The sequence below is a fragment of the Leifsonia sp. RAF41 genome (assembly GCF_052114085.1).
In the GTDB taxonomy this organism is placed as follows: Bacteria; Actinomycetota; Actinomycetes; order Actinomycetales; family Microbacteriaceae; genus Leifsonia.
Map to the genome: position 1 here is coordinate 389,022 of NZ_JBFREB010000001.1, position 23,185 is coordinate 412,206.

The 23,185-nt window shown below is 70.1% G+C and carries 20 protein-coding genes and 1 pseudogene; 8 read left to right on the plus strand and 13 right to left on the minus strand.

What is annotated here, in order from left to right; all coding sequences use genetic code 11:
- Positions 1-31: 31 nt before the first annotated feature.
- The 3 genes from AB4Y74_RS01930 to AB4Y74_RS01940 form a co-directional block, all read right to left on the minus strand.
- Positions 32-1,030 carry a LacI family DNA-binding transcriptional regulator gene (locus tag AB4Y74_RS01930; RefSeq protein WP_441797435.1) on the minus strand — a complete coding sequence of 333 codons (999 nt, stop codon included), beginning with the start codon at positions 1,028-1,030 and terminating at the stop codon, positions 32-34.
- 70 nt (positions 1,031-1,100) lie between these two features.
- Positions 1,101-1,799 (minus strand): hemerythrin domain-containing protein, encoded by a 699-nt coding sequence (locus tag AB4Y74_RS01935; protein ID WP_441797436.1) that lies wholly within the window; start codon positions 1,797-1,799, stop codon positions 1,101-1,103.
- 48 nt (positions 1,800-1,847) lie between these two features.
- Positions 1,848-2,876, minus strand: coding sequence for a LacI family DNA-binding transcriptional regulator (locus tag AB4Y74_RS01940; RefSeq protein WP_441797437.1), 1,029 nt, complete (start codon positions 2,874-2,876; stop codon positions 1,848-1,850).
- A gap of 218 nt (positions 2,877-3,094) precedes the next feature.
- Here AB4Y74_RS01940 and AB4Y74_RS01945 point away from each other — a divergent pair, with 218 nt between their 5' ends.
- The 4 genes from AB4Y74_RS01945 to AB4Y74_RS01960 all read left to right on the plus strand — a co-directional run bounded on the left by AB4Y74_RS01945 (position 3,095) and on the right by AB4Y74_RS01960 (position 8,235).
- Positions 3,095-4,384 (plus strand): ABC transporter substrate-binding protein, encoded by a 1,290-nt coding sequence (locus tag AB4Y74_RS01945; protein ID WP_441797438.1) that lies wholly within the window; start codon positions 3,095-3,097, stop codon positions 4,382-4,384.
- A 94-nt stretch (positions 4,385-4,478) separates the two neighbouring features.
- The gene (locus AB4Y74_RS01950) at positions 4,479-5,402 is read left to right on the plus strand and encodes a carbohydrate ABC transporter permease (RefSeq protein WP_441797439.1); all 924 of its coding nucleotides are present in this window, start codon (positions 4,479-4,481) and stop codon (positions 5,400-5,402) included.
- Entirely contained in the window at positions 5,399-6,301 is a 903-nt protein-coding gene (locus tag AB4Y74_RS01955; RefSeq protein ID WP_441797440.1) for a carbohydrate ABC transporter permease, read from the plus strand. The genes AB4Y74_RS01950 and AB4Y74_RS01955 overlap by 4 nt, the downstream gene beginning before the upstream one ends.
- A 2-nt stretch (positions 6,302-6,303) precedes the next feature.
- Positions 6,304-8,235 (plus strand): glycoside hydrolase family 127 protein, encoded by a 1,932-nt coding sequence (locus tag AB4Y74_RS01960; protein ID WP_441797441.1) that lies wholly within the window; start codon positions 6,304-6,306, stop codon positions 8,233-8,235.
- Between the two features lie 214 nt (positions 8,236-8,449).
- Here the strand turns inward: AB4Y74_RS01960 and AB4Y74_RS01965 are convergent, their stop codons facing one another.
- Together AB4Y74_RS01965 and AB4Y74_RS01970 are read right to left on the minus strand one after the other, a co-directional pair.
- On the minus strand, positions 8,450-9,373 hold the full coding sequence (locus tag AB4Y74_RS01965; protein WP_441797442.1) for an aldose 1-epimerase family protein: 924 nt from the start codon (positions 9,371-9,373) through the stop codon (positions 8,450-8,452).
- Positions 9,374-9,496: 123 nt separating this feature from the next.
- Positions 9,497-10,951 (minus strand): PucR family transcriptional regulator, encoded by a 1,455-nt coding sequence (locus AB4Y74_RS01970; protein ID WP_441797443.1) that lies wholly within the window; start codon positions 10,949-10,951, stop codon positions 9,497-9,499.
- Positions 10,952-11,044: 93 nt separating this feature from the next.
- Between AB4Y74_RS01970 and gabT the strand changes: the two genes are divergently transcribed.
- Both gabT and AB4Y74_RS01980 read left to right on the plus strand, forming a co-directional pair.
- Positions 11,045-12,406, plus strand: a complete 1,362-nt coding sequence (gene gabT / locus AB4Y74_RS01975) for a 4-aminobutyrate--2-oxoglutarate transaminase (protein ID WP_441797444.1) — start codon at positions 11,045-11,047, stop codon at positions 12,404-12,406.
- Positions 12,403-13,887: an NAD-dependent succinate-semialdehyde dehydrogenase gene (locus AB4Y74_RS01980; protein WP_441797445.1), complete on the plus strand. Its 1,485-nt coding sequence runs from the start codon at positions 12,403-12,405 to the stop codon at positions 13,885-13,887. Before gabT ends, AB4Y74_RS01980 begins: the two co-directional genes overlap by 4 nt.
- Positions 13,888-13,932: 45 nt before the next feature.
- Here AB4Y74_RS01980 and AB4Y74_RS01985 read toward each other — a convergent pair whose 3' ends face one another.
- Entirely contained in the window at positions 13,933-14,154 is a 222-nt protein-coding gene (locus AB4Y74_RS01985) for a three-helix bundle dimerization domain-containing protein (RefSeq protein WP_441797446.1), read from the minus strand.
- Positions 14,155-14,212: 58 nt separating this feature from the next.
- Between AB4Y74_RS01985 and AB4Y74_RS01990 the strand changes: the two genes are divergently transcribed.
- Positions 14,213-14,905 carry a PhzF family phenazine biosynthesis protein gene (locus tag AB4Y74_RS01990; protein WP_441797447.1) on the plus strand — a complete coding sequence of 231 codons (693 nt, stop codon included), beginning with the start codon at positions 14,213-14,215 and terminating at the stop codon, positions 14,903-14,905.
- A 79-nt stretch (positions 14,906-14,984) separates the two neighbouring features.
- Here AB4Y74_RS01990 and AB4Y74_RS01995 read toward each other — a convergent pair whose 3' ends face one another.
- From AB4Y74_RS01995 to AB4Y74_RS02015, 5 genes are all read right to left on the minus strand, one after another.
- On the minus strand, positions 14,985-16,478 hold the full coding sequence (locus AB4Y74_RS01995; RefSeq protein WP_441797448.1) for a catalase: 1,494 nt from the start codon (positions 16,476-16,478) through the stop codon (positions 14,985-14,987).
- Between the two features lie 41 nt (positions 16,479-16,519).
- Positions 16,520-16,960 (minus strand): Fur family transcriptional regulator, encoded by a 441-nt coding sequence (locus AB4Y74_RS02000; protein WP_441797449.1) that lies wholly within the window; start codon positions 16,958-16,960, stop codon positions 16,520-16,522.
- Positions 16,961-16,990: 30 nt separating this feature from the next.
- The gene (locus AB4Y74_RS02005) at positions 16,991-17,185 is read right to left on the minus strand and encodes a hypothetical protein (RefSeq protein ID WP_441797450.1); all 195 of its coding nucleotides are present in this window, start codon (positions 17,183-17,185) and stop codon (positions 16,991-16,993) included.
- 123 nt (positions 17,186-17,308) lie between these two features.
- Positions 17,309-19,033 carry a cation:proton antiporter gene (locus tag AB4Y74_RS02010; protein WP_441797451.1) on the minus strand — a complete coding sequence of 575 codons (1,725 nt, stop codon included), beginning with the start codon at positions 19,031-19,033 and terminating at the stop codon, positions 17,309-17,311.
- A 32-nt stretch (positions 19,034-19,065) separates the two neighbouring features.
- A complete protein-coding gene (locus AB4Y74_RS02015; RefSeq protein ID WP_441797452.1) occupies positions 19,066-19,632 on the minus strand; it encodes a TetR/AcrR family transcriptional regulator in 567 nt (188 codons plus the stop codon).
- 157 nt (positions 19,633-19,789) lie between these two features.
- On the opposite strand from AB4Y74_RS02015, the pseudogene AB4Y74_RS02020 reads away from it, so the two are divergent.
- A pseudogene (locus AB4Y74_RS02020) lies at positions 19,790-20,953 on the plus strand (MFS transporter); the annotation flags it as partial.
- Positions 20,954-21,546: 593 nt separating this feature from the next.
- On the opposite strand, the gene AB4Y74_RS02025 reads toward AB4Y74_RS02020, so the two are convergent.
- The gene (locus AB4Y74_RS02025; protein WP_441797453.1) at positions 21,547-22,089 is read right to left on the minus strand and encodes a GIY-YIG nuclease family protein; all 543 of its coding nucleotides are present in this window, start codon (positions 22,087-22,089) and stop codon (positions 21,547-21,549) included.
- Between the two features lie 43 nt (positions 22,090-22,132).
- Positions 22,133-23,125 carry a class I mannose-6-phosphate isomerase gene (locus AB4Y74_RS02030; RefSeq protein ID WP_441797454.1) on the minus strand — a complete coding sequence of 331 codons (993 nt, stop codon included), beginning with the start codon at positions 23,123-23,125 and terminating at the stop codon, positions 22,133-22,135.
- Positions 23,126-23,185: the final 60 nt, after the last annotated feature.

Below are 23,185 nucleotides of genomic sequence, written 5' to 3' on the forward strand. Positions count from 1 at the left end.
TCCGCGGCGCTGTCAAGCCCGCCGCCGCGGATCAGGCCGACGCGCGGGTCACCAGCGCGGGAGCCACCGGGGCATCGAACTCCAGATCCGTCCCCTCGATCTCGGCGACCAGCCGCGCGACGCAGCGGCGGCCCAGCTCGGCGAAATCCTGGCGCACGGTCGTCAGCGGCGGGGTGAGGAAGGCGGCTTCGGGGATGTCGTCGAACCCGACCACGGCGAGGTCAGCGGGGATCGACCGCCCTGCGCGGCCTGCCGCGAACATGGCGCCGAGCGCCATCTGATCGTTCGACGAGAACACCGCCGTGATCGTCGGGTCGGCCAGGAGCTCCGCCCCGATCTCCGCGCCGGACGCCGCGGTCCAGTCGCCGTCCCGCGAAACGACCGGGTCGGCGCCCGCCGCAGCCATCTCCAGCAGGAAGCCCTCGCGACGCGCCCGGGCCTCCGACCAGTCACCCGGCCCGCTCAGGTGCGCGACGCGCACGTGCCCGCGATCGAGCAGGTACCGGGTGGCGAGCCGCGCACCCTCGACCTGGTCGACGAACACGCCGTGGTCGCCGGCCGTCCCCGCGCCGTGCAGGGTGATCGACGGGACGCGGAGGGAGACGGCGTCCATCGCATCCTGGATCCGCTGCTGCGGCGCCACCACGACGATGCCCTCGACGGCCTGCGCGCTCAACTGTTCCAGCGCGGCCTCGACGGCGACGGTGTCGAGGGACGCGGCGTGCGCGACGGTGACGAAGTAGCCGGCGTCTCGGGCGGCCTTCTCGATGGCGTCGATGCTGGAGGCAGGCCCGAACAGCGACGAAGGCGAAGCGACCAGCACCCCGATGGTCGTCGATCGTGACGTGGTCAGCATCCGGGCGGCGCGGTTGGGGCGGAAGTTCAGCGCCTCCATCGCGGCGAGAACGCGCTCGCGGGTTCCTGGGCGGATGCTGGGGTGGTCGTTGAGTACGCGTGAGACGGTCTGCCGGGATACCCCGGCCGCCGCGGCGACCTCACGCACTCCCGCCGGCCGCCCCTGCTCATCCACAAGCACACTTTAAGGGATGCGGCAGGGGCGTCCGCCTGTGGTCCGTCCGGAATGGGTGGTGCACGCTTCGTCAGCGCGGTTGCCCTTCGAGGGCGGCGCGGAAGCGCGCATACCGGCGCGCGCCCACCCCGCGCCACAGCAGTTTGACCGGTCCGGGCAGGCTCTTCTTCAGCCACTCGTCGCCGCCATCCGGCTGGGCCGCGAGGATCGCGCCGAGCATGTACCAGCCGTGACCCTTCGGCGTCGAGGCGCGGCCGTGCTTCGCGAACCACTCGACCTCCGGCTCCGTGAGCACATGCTCCATCACGGGGACGATGTTGGTCTCCTCGTCCGGAAGGTGCTGCGTCAGCGCCGACCGCACTCCGTCGACGGCCGCGAGCAGCGGCCGCGCGGTCTCTTGCGAGGGGTGGGCGCTCCACCCGGGCAGAGCGGCATCGAGCGCGGTCAGGTGCACGAGCATCGCGGCGTGCTGCTCGCGCATCCGCTCGACGTGCAGAGCGCAGCCGGGCGCGCGCTCATCGAGGGCGGGCCACAGCCGGGCGTCCTCGCCCTCGTGGTGCCCGTGCAGCGCGGTCGAGATCATGGAGAGCTGGTCGGCGACGACATCCGCGTGGGCCGTGTCGCCGTCGGCGACGCCCTCGATGAGGCGCGGCGCCTCGTCGAACGAGTGCCGGAACAGGCGGTGGATCTCGATCATGCCGCTGGCGTCGCAGGTCTTCGGTCCGTCGAGCGGGGACGCGGCGGACGCGGGGAGTGGGGTCGCTGACATGGCGGCACCCTACTGCGGCGGGGGGAGGCTGGGGCCTCCCCATTTCTCTTACTCCGTCAGCGCCGTCGATCCGCGCGTGACCAGGCGGCAGGGCACCTCGTGGAGGCCGGCGGCCGCATCGCCGTCGATCGCGCGGAAGAGGAGCTGCGCGGCGACCCGCCCCAGCTCCTTCAGGTTCATGTCGATCGTCGACAGCGGGGGCCGCGACTGGGTCGCCAGCGGCTCCCAGTTGTCGTGCCCCATGACGGAGATGTCGGCGGGGATGTCGCGGCCGTCCTCCCGCAGCGCGTCGATCACGCCGCGGGCGATCTGGTCGGAGCCGCAGAGGAAACCGTCCACCTCGGGGTAGCGGGCAAGCACCGCGCGGGCGCCTCCGCGACCCCAGTGCTCGCTCCATGCGCCGTACATCGCCTCGCCGCCGAGGAGTTCGAGGCCGGCGGCAGCCAGTGCCTGGCTCGCGCCGGTCACGCGATCCCGGGCAGCGCTGTAGCTGACCTCACCCGAGATGTAGGCGATGCGACGGCGTCCGCACTCGATCAGGTGATCCGCCGCCATCCGCCCACCGCCGACGTTGTCGCTGGCGACGGAGATATCGTCGGGGTCGGACGATGGTGCGTAGGCGTAGACGACCGGCACCGGGAGGTCGTTCGGGAGCGGCGATCGGGGGTTGGTGGTCTCGCCCACGACGATCAGTCCGTCGATGCGGCGGGAGAGCAGGGCGCGGATGTGGTGCTGCTCCCGGATCGCGTCCCCCCGCGCGTCGCACAGGAAGATGGAGGTGCTGCCCGCGCCGAACGCATCCTCTGCGCCCATCAGAATGGGGATGGAGAACCGCCCCTCCAGATCTCCGGTGATCAGACCGACTGTCCCGGTCCGCCCGGCGATGAGGCTCTGCGCCACCGCGTTCGGCGTGAAGCCGACCTTCTCGGCCGCGTCGAAGACCCGAACGCGGGTGCGCTGGGCGACTTCGGCCTTTCCGTTCAGCGCCTTGGATGCGGTGGCGAGGGAGACGCCCGCGAGCTTCGCCACGTCGCCGAGCGTCGGTGCCTTGGGGGTGGTCGAGGGTTCACTGGCCATGGGTCTCCCGGTTTTCAGAGGATTTCGAAAGGCTAGCTCGAAACTTTCGGTCGGTCAATCTTAGAGAAGTGCTTGACGTGGGCTGCGACTGCCGCTTTACTGACCGAAAGCCCTTTCGGAATGTTCGGTAGGACGCCGTAAGCGCTGCACACAGCCCGACTCACTGACGAGTTCAGCTCACCTGAGCTGTCGCTCGATGAAGAGCAAGAGGAGATGCGATGACCACATTCCGTTCCCGCTCGCGACGTATCGCCGCAGCGGTTGCGGCGGGTGCGCTGGCGATCACGCTGGCGGCCTGCTCAGGGGGGACCGGTTCGACCGGCACCCAGACGATCGGCAAGGACGGCACCGACGACGGTTCCAAGCTCACGCTCTGGACCCGCGCACCGCTCGAGAAGCAGGCGAAGCTGCTGGTCGAGGCGTACAACAAGAGCCACAAGAACCAGGTCGAACTCACGGTGGTCCCGAACGACGACTACGTGGCGAAGGTCGGCGCGGCCGCAGGGTCCGGCGGGCTGCCGGACCTGTTCGCCGCCGACATCGTCTACGTGCCGAACTGGGTCAAGCAGGGACTGTTCCAAGACATCAGTAAGCAAGTGGATGGCCTCTCCTACAAGGACAAGATCAACCAGGGCCACCTCAAGGCCGGTACGGCGGACGGTAAGGAGCACGTGCTCCCCTTCGTGCTCGACCTCTCGATGATGTTCTGGAACAAGGACCTCTTCACCGCGGCCGGACTCGACCCGGAGAAGGCCCCGGCGAACCTGGCGGAGTTCGCCGCCGACGCCAAGAAGATCCAGGCGCTGAACAAGCCGGACACGTACGGCACCGCGACCGGCCTCAACTGCGGCGGCTGCCTCGTCTTCACCTGGTTCCCGTCGGTGTGGGCCGACAACCAGCAGGTCATGAACCAGGACGGCACGAAGTCCCTCCTCGACAGCGGCACCGCGAAGGACGTCTACAGCACGTGGCAGGACCTCTGGAAGTCGGGTGCTGTGCTGCCGTCGTCGAAGGACGAGGCAGGACCGACCTGGACCGCCGGATTCACCGAAGGCAAGGTCGGCCTGATGTTCTATCCGGCCACGCTGCTCTCCTCCACCCCGTTCGAGGCGGGCGTGGCGGGCATCCCCGGGCCGAAGGGCGGTGGATCCACCTTCGTCGGCGGAGACGGCATCGGCATCTCGAAGGACTCCAAGAAATCGCCTCAGGCCTGGAACTTCCTCAACTGGATGATGTCGGAGGACGCGCAGGTCGGCGTCCTGGCCAAGGACAAGGACGTCGTGTCGCGCTCCGACCTCGCCACGAACCAGTACTCGTCGCAGGACCCGCGCCTGGTCACGATCAATGAGGTCGCCGGGAAGGGCGAGACTCCGTTCTCGCTCAACTTCCAGGAGGCGTTCAACGCTCCCAACAGCCCCTGGCTGTCGCTGGTCCGGAACGCGGTGCTCGGCGACGGGAAGTCGGTCGACTCCGACAACAAGGAGATCACCTCGGTGCTGTCGCAGTAACGGCGCCCGGAACGATCCTCCGCGGGTGGATGCGCGTACAGGAGTGCTGCGCATCCACCTGCGGACCCCACCGACACCACGAAAGGCTTCACACATGACCGCGAGCACGACGGTGGGCCACGCCCCCGCCCGCGCCGTACGCCGCAGGGGCAGGAGGAACCGCGGACGGCTGCTCGGTTGGGCCTACGCCCTCCCGACGGCGCTGTTCGTCCTCCTGCTGTTCCTGCTCCCACTGCTGCTGGTGCTGCAGATGTCTGCCTCGAACTGGCCGCTCCTCGGCGGAAACCAGGGGCTGAACTTCCCGGAGAACTACGTCGACGCGGTGAACAACCGATTCTTCGTCGACTCCATCATCTTCACGCTCACCTACACGGTGGTCACCACGGTGATCCTGCTGGCGCTGGCACTCGGGTTGGCGCTTCTGGTGCAGGAGTCGACCCGCTGGAAAGGGTTCCTTCGGACAGCCATCCTGGTGCCGAGTGCACTCGGCCTGGCCTCGGCATCGCTCCTGTTCTACGTGCTCTACTCGCCCATCGCGGGACCGTTCGCCGACCTGATGAAGTCCTGGGGTTTCACGTTCCTCGGCACCCCGGCGGGCGCACTCTGGTCGACGGTCTTCCTGATCGTCTGGCGGTACGCCGGCTTCTACATGCTCCTCATGCTGGTGGGCCTGCAGGGCATCCCGGAGGAGGTGTACGAGGCGGCGCGCATCGACGGCGCGAGCCGCTGGCAGATCTTCCGCTCGGTCACCTTTCCCCTGCTGCGACCGACGCTCGCGCTCACCACAGTGCTGTGCGTGACGGGCTCGCTACTGGCGTTCGAGCAGTTCTACATCCTCACCAAAGGCGGCCCCGACAACAGCACGATCACGGTCGTGCAGCTCATCTACAGCGTCGCCTTCCAGGGTCCCAACAACCTCGGGGTGGCGGGCGCTCTCTCGGTGATCGTGCTCATCGCGCTGGTCATCGTCAACGTCGCCCAGATCCGGGCATTCGGAGAGAAGGAGGGAGCGGTATGAGCGCGCAGATCGTCGACGACGTCGCGGTCGAGCCGGGCCGCACCCACAGCGGCGCCGGACGGCGCCGCCCCGGCACACGAGTCGCAGGTGTGGCGCTCCGGACGCCGTACTGGGTGCTGACCGGCGGACTGGCGCTGATCTTCCTCTACCCGCTGATCTGGACGGCCGTGTCGTCGTTCGCGCCGCGGGCGGGGACGAGCCAGACGAAGGGTTGGGGACTGGGCAACTACGCCTCCCTCGCCAACTACCAGGCGGGCATCTGGGTCTACATCGGCAACTCGCTGTTCGTGTCGCTGCTGACGGTGGCCCTCACCCTCGTCATCTCACTGTTCGGCGGCTACGCATTCGCGCGGTTCCGTTTTCCGGGTCGCAACGTGCTCTTCATGGCCACGCTGGCCATCCTCATGGTCCCGTACGCCACTCTGCTGATCCCTCTTTACGTTCTGCTGAACCTGGTCGGTCTGTCCAACTCGCTCGTCGGGGTGGCCCTCGTGCTGACAATGTTCCAGCTGCCCTTCGCGACGTTCATGATGCGGATCTCGTTCGAGTCGGTCCCGCGCGAACTCGACGAGGCGGCGATGGTGGATGGCTGCTCCAGCTTCAGCGTCCTGTGGCGAGTGCTCTTCCCGGCGGTCAAGCCCGGGCTGATCACCGTCGGGCTGTTCGCCTTCCTTGCCGCGTGGAACGACTTCATCGCGCCGCTGATCCTCATCAACGACTCCAACCGGATGACGCTCCCGCTCGCCATCTCGAACCTGCGCGGTCAGGTGCAGGGCGTCGTCGACTACGGCGCAACCGAGGCGGGCGTGGTCGTGCTCGCGGTGCCGTGCATCCTGTTGTTCCTCGTCCTCCAACGCCACTACGTCCGCGGCTTCATGTCCGGCGCCTTCAAAGGATGATCATGACTCTCACCGACACCGACCGAACCGTCCACGTGCCCGTGGGGCCGACCGTCCCGAGCAGCGGTGCACTGCGCCCGCTGGGCCTCGGCGAAGTGCGGATCACCGGTGGCTTCTGGGCGGACCGGCAGCGCGTGAACGCGGCTGCGACGCTCCCGCACATCGAGCACTGGCTGGAGCGGGAGGGCTGGCTCGGCAACTTCGATGCCGCCGCCGCGGGCGCGCTCACTGCGGAGAACCGTCGCGGCCGCGAGTTCGCCGACTCCGAGGTCTACAAGTTCCTGGAGGCCGCCGCCTGGCAGCTCGGGCGGGAGCCCGACCCGCAGCTCGAGGAGCGGTTCCGTGATGTCGTCGCTCGCGTCGGTGCGGCGCAGGAGGCTGACGGCTACCTGAACACCAACTTCGGGCGTCCAACCCAGCAGCCGCGCTGGTCCGACCTGGAATGGGGGCACGAGCTCTACTGCGGCGGGCATCTCTTCCAGGCGGCCGTGGCCCGCGCACGTACCCGGCCTAACGCCGACGACGGGCTCCTCGGTGTCGCCACCCGGTTCGCAGACCTCATCTGCACGGTTTTCGGCGAGGACGGGATCCGCTCGGTGTGCGGGCATCCCGAGGTGGAGACGGCCCTGGTCGAACTGGGACGCGTGACGGGCGAGCGGCGCTACATCGAGCAGGCGCGGCTCTTCGTCGAGCGCCGCGGGACGGGCGTCCTGCGCGACATCGAGTGGGGACGTTCCTACTACCAGGACGACATCCCGATCCGGCAGGCGACGGTGCTGCGTGGGCACGCCGTCCGTGCCAACTACCTTTCCTCAGGGGCGACGGATGTCGCCGTCGAGACCGGCGATGTCGAGCTGCTGGAGGCGCTCGGCCGCCAGTGGGCGAACACGGTCGCCCACCGGACGTACATCACCGGAGGTCAGGGCTCTCACCACCAGGACGAGGCCTTCGGTGACGACTTCGAGCTGCCGCCCGACCGCGCCTACTCCGAGACCTGCGCATCCATCGCGTCCGTTCAGTTCAGTTGGCGGCTGCTCCTAGCGCAAGGCGATCCGCGCTACGCGGATCTGATCGAGCGCACCCTGTACAACGTGGTGGCCACCTCGCCGTCGGCGGACGGGCGCGCGTTCTACTACGCGAACACACTGCATCGCCGCACTCCCGGCGAGCCGGCGGATCCTGAGACGGTCTCTCCGCGCGCCGAGGCGTCACTCCGCGCTCCCTGGTTCGAGGTGTCCTGCTGCCCGCCGAACGTCGCGCGCACCCTGGCGAGCCTCGACTCGTACGTCGCGACAGCGGGCGACGACTCCCTGCAACTGCATCAATACGCGCCGGCGCGGATCGCCACGACCCTCGGGAACGGTGAGCGCGTCGAACTCACGGTCGAGACGGAGTATCCGCGGGAGGGCCGGGTGGCGGTCCGCATCCTGAGGGACGCGCTGCAGCCCTGGTCGCTGCAATTCCGCGTTCCGTCGTGGGCGACCGGAGCCACGCTCTCGGTCCCGGGGGAGGAGGCCGCACCGGCTGCGCCGGGAGCGGTCACCGTGCAGCGGCTGTTCCGAGAGGGAGACGAGATCGTGCTGGAGCTACCGGTCCGTCCGCGCTTCTCCGCTGCCGATCCGCGCGTCGACGCGGTGCGCGGCAGCGTGGCCGTCGAGCGGGGACCGATCGTGTACGCGCTCGAGTCGGTCGACCTGCCCGACGGCTGGGACGACGTGGCGGATGCCGTCATCGACGCGGACGACGCGCCGACGGATGACAACGGCCGGGTCACCGTGCGGCTGGGCCGCCGGGTCGAGCAGGAGACGCGCTGGCCGTACGGCCCGAGGGAGGACGACGGGCGGCTCGAGACGGCCGAGGTCGCGCTGGTGCCGTATCACGAGTGGGCAGAACGCGGCCCCTCGTCGATGCGGATCTGGATCCCGACCACCTGACCGGGAGGGTTCGGGGGCGGGTGATGTGAAGCCCTCCCGCCTCCGGCATCCCGACGCCGTGTGCGTTGGGCGCCGCCGTGTCGAGCCGTCTCGCGGTCGTTCGACATCGCGTATAGCCCGCCCCGGTCGCGCGACCCCGTAGCATCGGCGTGCGCGCGGCCCATCGTGGAGGGCCGCGCGCATCCTCATTCCGGTGCCGCGGTGCGACGTCGGGTCAGATGCCGCGAATGGTCCAGGATGCGGAGGCCGAGTCGCCGGGCTCCAGCACGATGAGGTCGGTGCCCGAGTTGTAGGCGTCGGGCGGACACGTCATCGGCTCGACCGCCAGACCGAGGCGATTCAGCTCCGGGATGGGCTGGTCGGCGGTGTGCACCTGCACCCACGGGCAGTCCTCGCCCCACGCCAGCTCGACGCCGGTGCCCTCCGGGGCGGTCAGGCGCACGGTGGCCACGCCGTCCGCGGTGCGCTGCAGGCCGGTGAACGCGTGGTCGATGAAGGTGTCGCCGATGCGGCGCGCGGTGCGGAAATCCCAGCTGCCGCCCTCGGCCGAGGTGACATCCGTCAAGACGGTCGGGATCAGGCGGTCCTCGGTGACGGCCAGCACGTCGTCGGCGGGGAGGGTCAGCGTCCAGTCGTCCACTCGGCCCTCACCGGCGACCAGATACGGGTGCGGCCCTGTTCCCCAGGGCGCGCGGGTCGGCCCGGTGTTGGTGCCCGTCACTGTCGTGTGCAGGCCGGACTCGTCGAGGGAGAACGCGACGGTCACATCCACCCGGTGCGGGTAGCCGGCCTGGGCCTGGATCGTCGCCGCGAACGTGACGCTGCTGGCTGAGCGGTCGATCGCGTCGAAGTCGAGCCAGGCGGCCAGGCCGTGGAGCGCGTGCCCGCGGTTCGGCTCGGTGAGGGGGAGCTGCTGCTCCTCGCCCTCGAAGGTGTAGCGACCGTCGACCACCCGGTTCGGCCAGGGCGCGAGGGTCGCGCCGCGGAACGCGGGCCGCACCTCGTCGGCGTCGAACGGGACGACCAGCGGTCGTCCGTCGAACTCGAGAGTCCGCAGGCTCGCGCCCACCGACGCGATGGTCGCGTGGTAGTCGCCCGCCGTGAGGCCGAAGTGGGTTCCGGAGATCGGTGTGCTCATCCGCCCATTCTCCTCGACCCGCCGCCCAGCCGTCGAGCGGTCCCTCCACCGAGTCCGCGAAGACTGCACGCTATTGGGCCCGAAAACGTGCAGTCTTTGCGGACTCGATGGTGGGGGAGGGGGCTAGGCGGACGCGCGGAGGGCCGCGTAGAGGTCGGCGCGGGCGGCGAACGACGTGAGGTCGCGGCCGAGCACGCGCTCGGCGTCGGCGACACGCGCGCGCAGCGTGTGCCGGTGCATCCCGAGCTGACGTGCGGCCACGTCGTACACGCCGTCCGCGTCCAGCCAGGTGCGGAGCACGTGCGGGAGGGACGGGTCGGCCGCGACCAGTGGCTGCAGCGAGGTCTGGGCGACGGCGCGGGCGTCGGGAGTGTGCAGCAGCGCGAGCATCCCGGCCGCCGCGACATCGTCGAACGAGGGGACGGGGTCGTCCGCGCTCGCACGGTTGCCCGCGGTCTGCGCCTGGGCGACCGCCGCCGGGAGGGCATCGAGCGCTGTGCTCGACGAGAGCCCGCCACGCAGGTCGAAGCGCGCGGCGAGAGCGGTGACGCTGACGTCGTCGCCGACGGCGACGACGAGTTCCTGGCCGTCGCGGGCGAAGAAGCCGTCCGCGTTCGACTCGAGCCAGTCGGCGGCCGCGGCGATCGCCGAGCCGTGCAGCACGGCAATACGAAAGGGCGCCTCCGGCAGCGGGCCCAGAACGGGCTCCGCGATGGAGGCGGCGACCGCGGTTTCGCCCGCGACGAGCGCACGCCAGACGGCGGTCCGCAGGCGCGCCTTCGCCGCATCCGCCGCCCGCGACTGCTCCAGCGCCAGGCCCGCGAGGGCGACCACGCCGGTGACCACCTGCTGGGCCGCGGCATCCAGCCCCTCGGAACCGACGGCCAGCACGCCGCGCAGGCGCCCGGCCGCGCCGAGGGTCTGCAGGGCGAACGGGCCGGCGTCGGTCCCGACGGTCCCGGCGGCCCGGCGGCCGCTGCGCAGCAAGGGGTCGGCCGCCTCCGAGAGCGCGCGGCGGGCCCGAGCATCGATTGCCCCCGACGGATGGCTCCGGGCCACAGCGCCGTCCGCCCCGACGAGGGCGACGGGCCGGTCGATCTGGCGCGACAGCTCCGACAGCACCGCTCCCAGCGCATCCGGCCGGAGTGCCGCGAGCGAGATCGCCCGGGAGGCGCGGAGCGCCCAGGTGCTGCGGGCGTAGGCGTCGGCGGCGACGCGGTCGGCGACGAACCGTGCCACCGCGATGAACGGCGTCCGGTACGGCACCTCGAAGAGCGGGAGTCCGTGCTCGGTGCAGGCGTCGACCAGCGCTGCCGGCGTCCCCGCGCGCACCACCTCCGTGCCGAAGCCCACGGCCGCGATGCCGTGCTCCACCAGCCGGCGCACATACGGCTCGGGGTCCTCCGGCGGCTGCGTCACGAGCAGCACCTGGCCCGGGGCGAGGAACGGCGTCGGGTCGGGCAGGTCCGAACTGTGCGCCCACGCGAGCGGAGCATCCAGCTCGCCCGTCGAGGCGGGAGTGAGGAGGCGCAGGCCGAGCTCCGGGCGGGCGAGGAGCTGGGTCAGGGTCGCGGGCATGGGGCCTCCATCTGCCAGGGTGTCGATCCCCGACGCAGCGATTGTACGTTGCGTCCAGCACTCGGATCGTCCGGACTTCTTACGATTCGGGACATGACCATCCTCGACACCGCCATCGACACTCCTGTCGGCGGACCCTCGCTCCCGCAGGAGCGCCGGCTCGTCACCCCCATCCCCGGCCCCGAGTCGCGCAAACGCGCCGAGCGCAAGGCGCAGGCCGTCGCTGCCGGTGTCGGCACCACCATCCCCGTCTACACCGTCGCGGCGGGTGGCGGTGTGCTGGTGGATGTGGACGGCAACTCGCTCATCGACCTGGGCTCCGGCATCGCCGTCACCGGCGTGGGCAACTCCGCCCCGCGCGTCGTCGACGCCGTCACCGCGCAGGTCGCAGCGTTCACCCACACCTGCTTCACGATCGCCCCGTACGACTCCTACGTGGACGTCGCCGAGGCGCTCAACCGCCTTACCCCTGGAGACTTCGCCAAGCGGAGCGCCCTGTTCAACTCGGGCGCGGAGGCCGTCGAGAACGCGGTCAAGATCGCCCGCCACTACACCGGCAAGCAGGCCGTCGTCGCCTTCGACCACGCCTATCACGGCCGCACCAACCTGACGATGGGCCTGACCGCCAAGAACCAGCCGTACAAGAACGGCTTCGGGCCGTTCGCCCCGGAGATCTACCGCGCCCCGCTCAGCTACCCGCTGCGTGACGGTGGCCTGTCGGGCGCCGAGTCGGCGAAGCGCGCCATCTCCATGATCGAGAAGCAGATCGGAGCTGCCAACCTGGCGGCGCTCATCATCGAGCCGATCCAGGGGGAGGGCGGCTTCATCGTCCCAGCCGAGGGCTTCCTCCCCGCGCTCCAGACGTGGGCGAACGCGAACGGAGTCGTCTTCATCGCGGACGAGGTGCAGACCGGGTTCGCCCGCACCGGCACCATGTTCGCCTCCGAGCAGTTCGGCATCGTCCCGGACCTGATCGTCACCGCGAAGGGAATCGCCGGCGGCCTCCCGCTGTCGGCAGTGACCGGCCGCGCCGAGATCCTGGACGCCCCGCAGGTGGGCGGCCTGGGTGGAACCTACGGCGGCAACCCGCTCGCCTGCGTCGCCGCGCTCGCCGCGATCGAGACCTACGAGACCGAGGACCTCGCGGCGCGCGCCCGCCAGATCGGCGACATCCTGTTCGAGAAGCTGGGCGCCCTCCGCGACGCTGACGCCCGTGTGGCCGAGGTCCGCGGACGCGGTGCCATGGTGGCCATCGAGCTCGTCGACCCGGTGACCGGCGAGCCGGACGCCGCGCTCACGTCGAAGGTTGCCGCCGCCGCCCACGCCGCAGGCGTCATCCTGCTCACCTGCGGCACCTACGGGAACGTCATCCGCTTCCTGCCGCCGCTGAGCATCCCGGATCACCTCCTGATCGAGGGCCTCGACGTCGTCGCGGAGGCGGTGGCGGGCGCATGACCATCACCGACACCACCACCGAGCTGTCGACCCGCGAGACCGACCTGCTCGCCCGCATCCCGGACGGGCTCTTCATCGGCGGTCGCTGGGAGGCCGGCACGCGCGAGCGGATCGCGGTGCAGGACCCGGCCACCGGTCGCGTCATCAAGCGCATCGCCAACGCCACGCCGGAGGACGGGATCCGCGCGCTCGACGCCGCAGCCGCCGCCGCCGACGAATGGGCCGCCACCGCGCCGCGTGTGCGGGCCGAGATCCTGCGCCGCGCGTTCGACCTGTTGCAGGAGCGGCGGGCCGACTTCGCCCTGCTGATGACCCTGGAGATGGGCAAGCCGCTCGCCGAGGCGAACGGCGAGGTCACCTACGGCGGCGAGTTCCTCCGCTGGTTCTCAGAGGAGGCGGTGCGCATCTCGGGCCGCTTCGGGCAGAACCCGGAGGGGACTGGCACCATGGTCGTCTCGCAGCGCCCGGTCGGCCCGTGCTACCTGATCACGCCCTGGAACTTCCCCCTCGCGATGGCCACCCGCAAGATCGCTCCGGCACTCGCCGCGGGCTGCACGGTCGTCGTGAAGCCGGCCGAGCTGACCCCGCTGACGACGCTGCTCTTCGCGCAGCTGCTCGCCGACGCGGGCGTTCCGGATGGGGTGGTGAACGTCATCCCGACCAGCACCGCCCGCACGGTCTCCGAGCCGATCATCGCTGACCCGCGCCTCCGTAAGCTGTCGTTCACCGGGTCTACCCCGGTCGGACGCTCCCTGCTGGCCCAAGCCGGGCAGAACGTTCTCCGCACCTCGATGGAGCTCGGCGGCAACGCGCCGTTCGTGGTCTTCGAGGACGCCGACCTGGACAAGGCGGTGGAAGGCGCGATGCTCGCCAAGTTCCGGAACATCGGGCAGGCGTGCACCGCGGCCAACCGGTTCATCGTGCACGAGTCCGTCGCCGAGGAGTTCGCGCGCCGGGTCACCGAGAAGGTGCAGGCGTTCCAGGTGGGCCGCGGCACCGACGACGGGGTGACCATCGGGCCGCTGATCGACGACCGGGCCGTCGCATCCATGACGGCGCTGGTGACGGACGCCGTCGACCGGGGCGCCCGGGTGCTGACCGGCGGCACCGCACCGGAGGGCGACGGATTCTTCTTCGAGCCCACCGTGATCGTGGATGTGCAGCCCGGCAGCGACATCCTCCGTGAGGAGATCTTCGGCCCGATCCTGGCGATGACGACGTTCTCGACCGAGGATGAGGCCGTCGCCGCTGCCAACTCCACCGAATACGGGCTGGTCGGCTACGTCTTCACCCAGGACCTGGCCCGTGGTCAGCGGATGATCGACCGTGTCGACACCGGCATGATGGGGCTGAATACCGGGCTCGTCTCGAACGCGGCCGCACCGTTCGGCGGCGTCAAGCAGTCGGGCCTCGGCCGCGAGGGTGGCCTCGAGGGCATCCACGAGTACCTGAGCACCAAGTACACGCTGATCCCGGGCTGACCGGGAGCCCACTGAGGGATACGCAGAAGAGCGCGCCGCTGAAGATCAGTCGGCGTGCTCTTCCGCGTTCAGCACCTGCTTGACATCGTGCTCGATCAGGACCGGCACGAAGTCGCGCACGGGAGCCCCGTCGAACTGCTCGTAGTGCTTCTCGACGAGCTCGTCGATCCGTTGCCGGGGCACCTCTGGGTAGCGTTCGGCCAGCCGCTCAGCGGCGTGCTCGACGGCGATGTCCTCTTCGTCGGTCTGGCGGTCGTCAATCGTCATGCCGTGATTATGCACCCCGAGGGTTAACGGCGGCGATGGGTTCTGCCAGGCTGAGCAGATGGATGAGACCATCGAGGTAGTCGTCGTTCGCGTGTTCACCGACGAGAGCGGAAGGAACGGCAACGAGCTCGGCATCGTGACCAGCTCCGCCACGACGGCCAAGCGCGAACAAGAGATCGCGACCGCCCTCGGCTTCAGTGAGACCGTATTCGTCGACGGGGTGGATGAGGCCGGGCGCGCGGCGAGCATCCGCATCTTCACGCCGGCGAAGGAGTTGCCCTTCGCCGGGCACCCGAGCGTCGGGACGGCGTGGTGGCTGTCCGACCGGCGGACGCCCGTCGACGTGCTGCGCGAGGCCGCCGGGGATGTCGAGGTGTCGGTGGACGACGACAGCGCCTGGATCACGGCCCGCGCTGAGTGGGCCCCCGAGTTCGAGTGGCTGCAGCTGGAGTCGCCCGCCGAGGTGGAGGCGCTCGACCCCTTCTCTTTCTCTTCGGGCCAGCACTACGCCTACGCGTGGATCGACGAGGAGGCCGGCAGCATCCGATCGCGCATGTTCGCCCCGGAGATGGGCATCATCGAGGATGAGGCGACAGGCGCCGCCGCGGTCGCCCTGACCGCTCGGCTTGGACGTCCGCTCGGGATCCGGCAGGGGGAGGGCTCCGACCTGCTGACCGAGCCGCTCGGCGACGGACGCATCCGCGTCGGCGGCACCACGGTGTACGACCGAACCATCGAGGCCACGCTCTAGCTCGCCACCGCGAGTGGTGAGTGGATGTCGCAACTCGGACGACATTCGCGCATCAACTCACCACTCGCGACCAGAGTTCCTACTCGGCGACGCCGACGTACTCGGCGGACTCGTTCGGGGTCTCGGTGGGCGACGCCAGGCGGTCGCGCAGGAGGCGGCCGAGGGTCGCGTCGACGTTCGTCCAGTACTGGATGGCACGCTCCCGGATGTCCTCTCGTTTCACACCGCTGACAGCACCCGCGATCGTGTCGAGGAAGCGCTCCTTCGCCTCGGCGTCGTACACCTCGCGATAAAGGGTCCCCGCCTGGCCGAAGTCGTCGTCCTCGGAGTGCAACGTGGCCGCCGACCGCACGAGGGCACCGTCGGACTCCCAGGAACCGTCACCCGCGCGCTCCGGCTGGGCAGCCGGTCCGCCGAACGAGTTCGGCGCGTAGACCGGCGCGTCGGCGGGCTTGAAACCGTGACGCGCCGCTCCGTCCTGCGAGTAGTTGTGCACCGGGGCCACCGGGCGATTGACCGGGAGCTCGTTGTAGTTGGTGCCCACCCGGTAGCGCTGCGCATCCGGGTACGAGAAGACGCGCGCCATCAGCATCTTGTCGGGGCTGATGTCGATGCCCGGAACGGTGTTCGCCGGGGAGAAGGCCGCCTGCTCGATCTCGGCGAAGAAGTTCTCCGGGTTGCGGTCGAGCGTGTGGATGCCGACCTCGATCAGCGGGTAGTCGCCGTGAGGCCACACCTTGGTGAGGTCGAACGGGTTGAACCGGTACGACTTGGCGTCCTCGTACGGCATCACCTGGACGGAGACGCGCCATGCGGGGTGGTCGCCGCGCTCGATCGCCTCGTACAGATCGCGGCGGTAGTAGTCCGCGTCGGCGCCGGCGAGTTGCTCGGCCTCGACGCCGGTGATCTCGTCGTTGCCCTGCAGCGAGTGGAAGTGGTACTTCACCCAGAAGCGCTCGCCGGCCGCGTTGATCCACTGGTACGTGTGCGAACCGTAGCCCGGCATGGTGCGCCACGAGCGGGGGAGCCCGCGATCGCCCATCAGGTAGGTGACCTGGTGCGCCGACTCGGGGGAGAGTGTCCAGAAGTCCCACTGCATGTCGGCGTCGCGGAGACCGGAACCCGGCAGGCGCTTCTGCGAGTGGATGAAGTCGGGGAACTTGATGCCGTCGCGGATGAAGAAGACGGGGGTGTTGTTGCCCACGATGTCGTAGTTGCCCTCGGTCGTGTAGAACTTCACCGAGAATCCGCGGACATCGCGCCAGGTGTCGGGGGAGCCCTGCTCACCGGCCACTGACGAGAAGCGCTGGAGGGTGCGGGTGGTGGTGCCGGGCTGGAAGACCGCCGCCTTCGTGTAGGCGCTGACATCGCCAGTCACGACGAACTCGCCGAACGCGCCGCCGCCCTTCGCGTGGACGATGCGCTCGGGAATGCGTTCCCGGTTGAACTGGGCGAGCTTCTCGACGAGGTAGCGGTCGTGCAGCGCTGTCGCGCCGTCGCGTCCGGCCGTCAGCGAGTGCGCGTCGCTGGCGACCGGCGTCCCGGTCTGGGTGGTGGTGTAGTCATCCGACATGGTTCTCCTCGGTGTTGTCGAGCGCTCGGACGTGCGAGCGTTCAGATGTGCAGAGCGCGCGCGGCGCGCTCCTGACAGGACGGGCACACGCCCCAGAAGGTGACCTCGGCGGTGTCGATCGCGTAACCCGCTGCCTCGGAGGGATGCAGGCAGGGCGCGTGGCCCACGACGCAGTCGATGTCAGCCACCGCTCCGCATGAGTTGCAGACCACATGGTGGTGGTTGTCGCCGATCCGCCGCTCGTAGAGCGCCGCCGAACCGGCCGGCTCGATCCTCCGCAGCAGCCCGGCGTCCGTCAGGTCGCCGAGCACGTTGTGCACGTTCTGGATGGACGTGGCCGGCAGGTTCGGGAGCAGCGCCCGGAAGACGGCCTCAGCGTCCGCGTGGGGCCGATCGGCGAGTGCTTGGAGCACCGCCACCCGCCCTCGCGTCGCCCGGAGGCCGGCTTCCCGCAGCGCGCTTTCGAGCCGTGCCGTGTCCATCCTTCGACCTTAGTCGCGTGTTTTGAATAACTAAAAATAGCCCGCACCCCGGGCGTGGCGCTCCGCAATGCCGGAGCGCCCGCCGCGGACCACCACCTGTTCCGGGTCGAGGGTGACCGGGCCGACCGCGTTCTGAATCGTGCGCAGCGCTTCCGTCTCGCTGCGGGCATCGACCGACACCACCATCCGGCGCCGGTCGGTAGCGCGAATCACCGTGAGTTCCATGATTCCCTTCTGCAGCCCGCCCGTGCGGAGCCTCACTGATGTAGACGAGTCGGTATGCCCCTTTATGACGACGAGACGTCATGATCGATCGGCTTTCCGCTCGTCGGGATCAGCTGTCAGTGCTCAGCGCGCGCGCGAGCGCAGGCGCGTCTCCTCCAGGTCGAGCAGCGATTGCGCCTCGGTGAGCACCCGCGACGGGTAGGCGCCGCGGGCGCGCTCCAGGAGCAGACGCGTCCGCTCGGCGTCGACGACCGCGAGCCGGAGGGTCCGGTAGAGGTGGTGCGGCCGGCCGTCCTCGGAGTCGCTCCGCAGCGTCCGCTCCCACGCGGACTCGGCGCGCAGATACGACGACTGCCGCACCCGCTCCACCACTTCGGGGTCGATCGGGGCCGTGGTGCTGGCCGCCGTCTCCGGATCGTCGAGGACCGCGAGCCCCGCCTCGCTCAGGTCGTCGAGCAGCTGCGCGAGGAGTCGCCGATCCTCGCCGGCGTCGGCTCCCTGCAGTCCGAGGAGGCGGATGAGTCCGGGCAGCGTGCCGCCCTGGACGACGATGCTCACGAAGGCGACGGTGAACGCGATCAGGATGAGCTGTGGGCGGTACGGGATGCCCGCCGGCAGGGACTGCGCCGCGGCGAGCGTGACGACGCCGCGCATCCCGGCCCAGCCGAGGACGACCCCGCCCTTCCAGTCGATCGCCTCCTGGCGGTACTCCTCGAGGTCCGTGCGATGTCGCAGATAGCGCTGCTCCGCCCGCTGTTTGCGCAGCGACTGCCAGCGGTACCGGACCGGATGGTCGCGGAAGTAGCTGATCATCAGCCACTCGCGGAGGACGGAGCGCTCGGCGCGCTCCGCGCGTCTTCGAAGGCCGAGGATGAGCGGAACGATCAGGACGAACCGGATGACGATGAGCGAGACCACCGCGATGAGTCCGATGCCGATCGCGTTCCAGACGCTGAGCACCTCAGGGTTCTGGACGTCGCCCACGAGTGTCCGCAGCTCCAAGCCGATCAGGAGGAAGACGCCGTTCTCGAGCAGGAACTGGATGGTGCGCCAGTTGATGGCGTCGCTGATGCGCGCCTGTGCGCTGAACTGCTGCGGTGCGGCGTGGCCCGTGTACAGGCCGGCGATGACGACGGCGAGAACGCCTGAGCCGTGCAGCGCCTCCGTCGGCGCGAACGCGGCGAACGGCACGACCACCGACAGGGCGGTGTCGAGCACCGGATCGTTGAGCTTGGAGCGCACCCACACGGAGACGAACCCGACCACCAGTCCGATGACCGCGGCGATGACGACGGCGCTGAGGAAGTCGACCACCCCCGCCCACGGGGTCGTCAGTCCTCCCAGTGCGGCGGCGATCGCCGTCCGCAGCAGCACCAGGGCAGTCGCGTCATTGACGAGACCCTCGCCTTCGAGCACGGTCAGCAGGCGCGGGGGCAGACCGAGCTTGCGGCCGATGGATGTGGCCGCGACAGCGTCCGGCGGGCTGATGATCGCACCGAGGGCGACTGCGGCCGCGAGGCTCAGATCCGGCAGCATCGTGAACAGCACGAACCCGGACGCGAAGGCCGTGATGACGACCAGCACGATGGACAGTCCGGCGATCGGTGCGAGGTTGCGGCGGAAGTCGGTCAGCGGCACGCTGATCGCCGCCGCGTAGAGGATCGGCGGGAGCAGCCCGTCGAGGATGATCTCCGGCGGCACCTCGATCTCGGGCACACCGGGGAGGAACGACAGCACGACACCGACGATGACCAGGATGATCGGCGCCGCTACGCCGAGCTTCCGCGCGAAGGCGGCCACGCCGACGATGACCGCGACCGCGATCACCGCATAGACGCCGAGCTCCATCTCCTAAGCGTACGGGGAGGGCCCGGCCGCGGTCACCGGGAGCGCAGGCCGTCCACGGCCATGGCGATGACCCTGTCACGCTGGGCGTCGTCGTCGAAGGCGACTCCCGCAATACCGGAGACCATGCGGATCACGTCGCCAATCGTCGCGTCGTCGCGCAGCTCGCCGGCCGCCTGTGCGCGCCGGAGGAGCGGCTCCCCGGCGTCGTAGAGCGACGTGCGGCAGCTGAGCAGCACGGGGGAGTCCTTGTTGAGCCCGTCGATGAGCGCCCGCTTGGTGCCGACGTACGTCACGAAGCGTCGCAACCAAGCCTCCATGGCCTCCCAGGGCTCCAGCGTCCCGGCCTCGTCGGCCGCGCGCACGACGGCGGCGACCTCGTCGATGTAGACCGCCTCCACCAGCGCGTCTCGCGTCGGGAAGTTGCGGTACAGCGTCCCGATGCCGACTCCGGCTCGCCGTGCGATGTCTTCGAGCGGCGCTCCCGGCCCCTGTTCGGCGAACGCTTCGCGCGCCGCCGTCAGCAGGGCGTCGAAGTTGCGGCGGGCGTCCGCCCGCTGCGGGCGCGCCACGCCGAGGGTCGGGGTATCTGTGCCGGTCACGGCCACGGTCCTTTCGGGTGCGACGGGAGAGGGGCTTGCGAAACGGAGGCACCCTCCGGTACTGTAGAACACATAACCGGAGGAACCCTCCGAACGGAGCCTCCCTCCATTCTAGCCCTTTTCGGGCCTCACCTCGAGAAACGGAAAAGTCCCGACAATGTCTCGATCCCACCCCGGACTGACCTTCGCCATCCTGGCGCTCAGCGTCGGCTCCTTCGCGACCCTCCAGTCGCTCGTCGTCCCCGTCCTCCCCGTCATCCAGTCCGACCTGCACACCACCACGGCCGGCGTCACCTGGACCATGACCGCCTGGCTGATCGCCGCAGCGGTCGCCACGCCGCTGCTCGGCCGCGTCGGCGACCTGGTCGGCAAGCGCCGCATCCTGGTGCTCGCCCTCCTCGCCGTCGCTCTCGGCAGCGTCGTCGCCGCCGTCGCCCCCACGATCGGCGTCGTGATCGCCGGCCGTGTCATCCAGGGCCTCGGCGGCGCCATGTTCCCGCTCGCCTTCGGCATCATCCGGGACGAGTTCCCGGCCCGCCGTCTCCCCTCGGCGATCGGCGCGATCGCCTCCATCATCGCCATCGGCAGTGGCCTGGGCACGGTGCTCGCCGGGCCCCTCGCCGCCGCCCTCAGCTGGCGTGGACTATTCCTGCTGCCGGTCGCGCTGACCGTGACCGCAGCCGTCCTGGCGCTCATCTTCATCCCCGAGTCGCCGACCCGCGCGACCGGCGGGGTGAACCCCTGGGCGGCGGTGCTGCTCTCCGGCTGGCTCATCGCTCTGCTCCTTCCGCTCAGCACAGGCGCGCAGTGGGGATGGTCGTCGCCCGCGGTGATCGGGCTCCTCGCCCTGGCCGCCGTGCTCCTCGCCGCGTGGGTGATCGTGGAGCTCCGCTCTCGGCATCCCCTCGTCGACATGCGACTCATGCGTGAGCCCGGCGTCTGGTCGATGAACGCGGCCGCCGTCTTCATCGGCGCCTCGATGTTCGCCGTGTTCGCCTTCTTCCCGCGGTTCGTGCAGACGCCGACGTCGACGGGATACGGGCTGGGCGCATCCGTCGCCGGCTCGGGGATGCTGATGCTCCCGATGCTCGTCACCATGGCCGTGACCGGGTTCCTCAGCGGCCCGCTCGCCCGCTGGGTCGGCTTCCGTGCGCAGATCGTCGTCTCGGCGGCCGTCATGGGCGCGGCGAGCCTGTCGCTTGCATTCATGCACGGCTCTCTCATCGCGGTCGCGGTCAGCGCGGGTGTGTTCGGGATCGGCCTCGGCCTGATCTACGCCGCGATCACCAGCGTGGTCGTGCAGAGCGTTCCGCCCACGCAGACCGGAATCGCGAGTGGCATGAACGCCAACCTGCGCACGGTCGGCTCGGCCGTGGGTGCGGCCGTGATGACCGCGCTCGTCACCGGGGCCATCGCGCCGGACGGACTTCCGGCCGAGCGCGGGTACACCGAAGGGTTCGCGACGGCCGGCGTGCTGGCGCTCGCCGCGGGTGTGGTGACCGTGGTGGCCACGGTCATCATGCGGGCCGCGCGCAGGGCGGCTGAGCGCGAGGCCGAACGGCTCGTCGATTCCGCGGTGGTGGATGCGCCGGTCACCCTGCTCGCGGACCGATCGACCAGGAGGCCGCCGACATGGCGCGCCTGGCTGCGAAGTTCGACGGCGGACTCCCCGACGAAGCAGAAGACCCCCGTACGCGGGAGCGCCTCGAAGTGGCGTGACGACTCGTCGCCGGATCCTCACGGTGGCCGCAACCTTCGATTCTCAGGAGGTTGCGGCCGCCGTGTCGTAACGGGAGGAGATCCGATCTCGCCTTCCGGGCTTCTCCTCCTTTCCCACTGTGTGGCGGCGCATCGGGAGCGGTCTCCCTCCGTTTCCGCGGTGGCGCGGACCCCTCGTCGCCCGTCGAGTCGCGCTCACCCGCGGAGGGCCGCCGCCTCGCTGCGCCAGCGCGCGAGCAGCGCCCACGGGTCGGGTGCCGCCTCCCGGAGTCGCTCCACGCGGCTCAGCAGCGCCGGATCCGTCTCGAACCACTCGGTGCCGGGGATGCGCAGGTGCGCGAACTCGACGTGCCGAACGTGCTCCAGCGTCCGGTCGCCTCGCTCGAACGCGAGCACTTCGTCGTGCGGGAGGCTAGCGAAACGCTGCACCGGGTTCGCCGTGGTGCCGATCTTGATGCGGTCGCGGTAGCGCAGGTAGTAGACGACATCGACGCGGGTCGCCACAGCGTCAGCCGGCGGAGTATCGCCGACGCGCCACTCGCAGACCGCGCAGAGCCAGCCCGAGGGGTAGTGGACGCCGAGCCGCGATCCGCAGAATGCGCACGGGAACGGCAGAACGTCGGTGACCCCGAATTCGCCGTCCACCCAGTCGTGGGCCTCCAGCACATGGGCGAGGCACAGCGCGACCGGCGCCCCGGGATGCGCGGGAGCGCCGCAGAGCGCGCACGGGCTGGTCACGGCCCCAGCGTAACCACAGCCACCGACACGCCTCGGGCCTGGTTCAGTGCGGCGGGCGGCACCGGATCAGGTCGAGCTCGCCGCTCAGGGCGAGCGGACCGTCCCCGTGAGCCGTGAGCACCGTGGCGCCTCGACTCAAGGAGATCGACTGCTTCGCGGTCTCGAGCGTTCCCGTTCCGTCCAGCACGATGAGAACGGAGAACGACGGCTCGAGCTCGCGCGTTCCGGAGACGCGGATGCGTTCGGCGCTGAAGTACGGGTCGGCATCGGCCGGAAACAACGTCTCCGTCCCGCGCCCGCCGCGGAGTGACTGGATGCGGTCCTCCGGCGTGACCTCACGCGTCAAGCCGTCGATGGCCACGCCCAGGTCGAGTCCCAGCAGGGCGTCCCGCTCGGAGAGGGTGCGGCGCTCCAGAAGGACGGACAGGTCGGTCGGCTGCTGCAGCTCCACGAGCGTGACGCCAGGGCCGATGGCATGGGCGAGGCCGGCGGGCACGAGAAGTGTGTCGCCCGCGGCGAGAGGCACGCGGTTCATGGCGGCCAGCATCGCGTCGGCATCCTGTCCGTCCCACCAGGCGTGCACCTCCGTCTCGGAGACGGGACGTTGGAAACCGAGGGCTGCGTAGGCCGCGGGTTCAGCGTCGATCACGGCCCATGCCTCCGTCTTACCGAGCGGGCTGCCCAGGTGTGAGGCGGCGAAAGCGTCGTCCGGGTGATAGTGCACGAAGAGCCGCTCGGCGGTATCGAGAAGCTTCACCAGCAGCATCGTGCGTGTGCCGAAGCGAGCGACGTGCGCCGCGCCGAGGAAGGCCTCGGGGTCGGCGGCGACAGCGTCCCGCAGCGTCCGGCCGTCGGGCAGGACGGTCAGCCCGACGCCGCCGCCCGCGAAGACCTCGGTGGTGGACGCGACGAAATCCTCCGGCGTGAACGGGCTGGGCTGGGTGGTGCCGCGAAAGCGAGCGATTCCCGCGCCTCCCCGGTAGGGCCGGTCGAGGGGCTGGTTGGGGCCGAGAAGCAGCGGCGTCGGTATCTTCACGACACGCAATCTAGTCGACCTCGGCCGCCGGGTTGGACGATCACCACCCGGACACGGTGA

Excerpts from the sequence above, each read along its gene's own strand:
- AB4Y74_RS01935 (WP_441797436.1), bottom strand. The coding sequence starts at position 1,799 with ATGTCAGCGACCCCACTCCCCGCGTCCGCCGCGTCCCCGCTCGACGGA.
- AB4Y74_RS01940 (WP_441797437.1), bottom strand. The coding sequence starts at position 2,876 with ATGGCCAGTGAACCCTCGACCACCCCCAAGGCACCGACGCTCGGCGAC.
- AB4Y74_RS01945 (WP_441797438.1), top strand. The coding sequence starts at position 3,095 with ATGACCACATTCCGTTCCCGCTCGCGACGTATCGCCGCAGCGGTTGCG.
- AB4Y74_RS01950 (WP_441797439.1), top strand. The coding sequence starts at position 4,479 with ATGACCGCGAGCACGACGGTGGGCCACGCCCCCGCCCGCGCCGTACGC.
- AB4Y74_RS01955 (WP_441797440.1), top strand. The coding sequence starts at position 5,399 with ATGAGCGCGCAGATCGTCGACGACGTCGCGGTCGAGCCGGGCCGCACC.
- AB4Y74_RS01960 (WP_441797441.1), top strand. The coding sequence starts at position 6,304 with ATGACTCTCACCGACACCGACCGAACCGTCCACGTGCCCGTGGGGCCG.
- AB4Y74_RS01965 (WP_441797442.1), bottom strand. The coding sequence starts at position 9,373 with ATGAGCACACCGATCTCCGGAACCCACTTCGGCCTCACGGCGGGCGAC.
- AB4Y74_RS01970 (WP_441797443.1), bottom strand. The coding sequence starts at position 10,951 with ATGCCCGCGACCCTGACCCAGCTCCTCGCCCGCCCGGAGCTCGGCCTG.
- gabT (WP_441797444.1), top strand. The coding sequence starts at position 11,045 with ATGACCATCCTCGACACCGCCATCGACACTCCTGTCGGCGGACCCTCG.
- AB4Y74_RS01980 (WP_441797445.1), top strand. The coding sequence starts at position 12,403 with ATGACCATCACCGACACCACCACCGAGCTGTCGACCCGCGAGACCGAC.
- AB4Y74_RS01985 (WP_441797446.1), bottom strand. The coding sequence starts at position 14,154 with ATGACGATTGACGACCGCCAGACCGACGAAGAGGACATCGCCGTCGAG.
- AB4Y74_RS01990 (WP_441797447.1), top strand. The coding sequence starts at position 14,213 with ATGGATGAGACCATCGAGGTAGTCGTCGTTCGCGTGTTCACCGACGAG.
- AB4Y74_RS01995 (WP_441797448.1), bottom strand. The coding sequence starts at position 16,478 with ATGTCGGATGACTACACCACCACCCAGACCGGGACGCCGGTCGCCAGC.
- AB4Y74_RS02000 (WP_441797449.1), bottom strand. The coding sequence starts at position 16,960 with ATGGACACGGCACGGCTCGAAAGCGCGCTGCGGGAAGCCGGCCTCCGG.
- AB4Y74_RS02005 (WP_441797450.1), bottom strand. The coding sequence starts at position 17,185 with ATGGAACTCACGGTGATTCGCGCTACCGACCGGCGCCGGATGGTGGTG.
- AB4Y74_RS02010 (WP_441797451.1), bottom strand. The coding sequence starts at position 19,033 with ATGGAGCTCGGCGTCTATGCGGTGATCGCGGTCGCGGTCATCGTCGGC.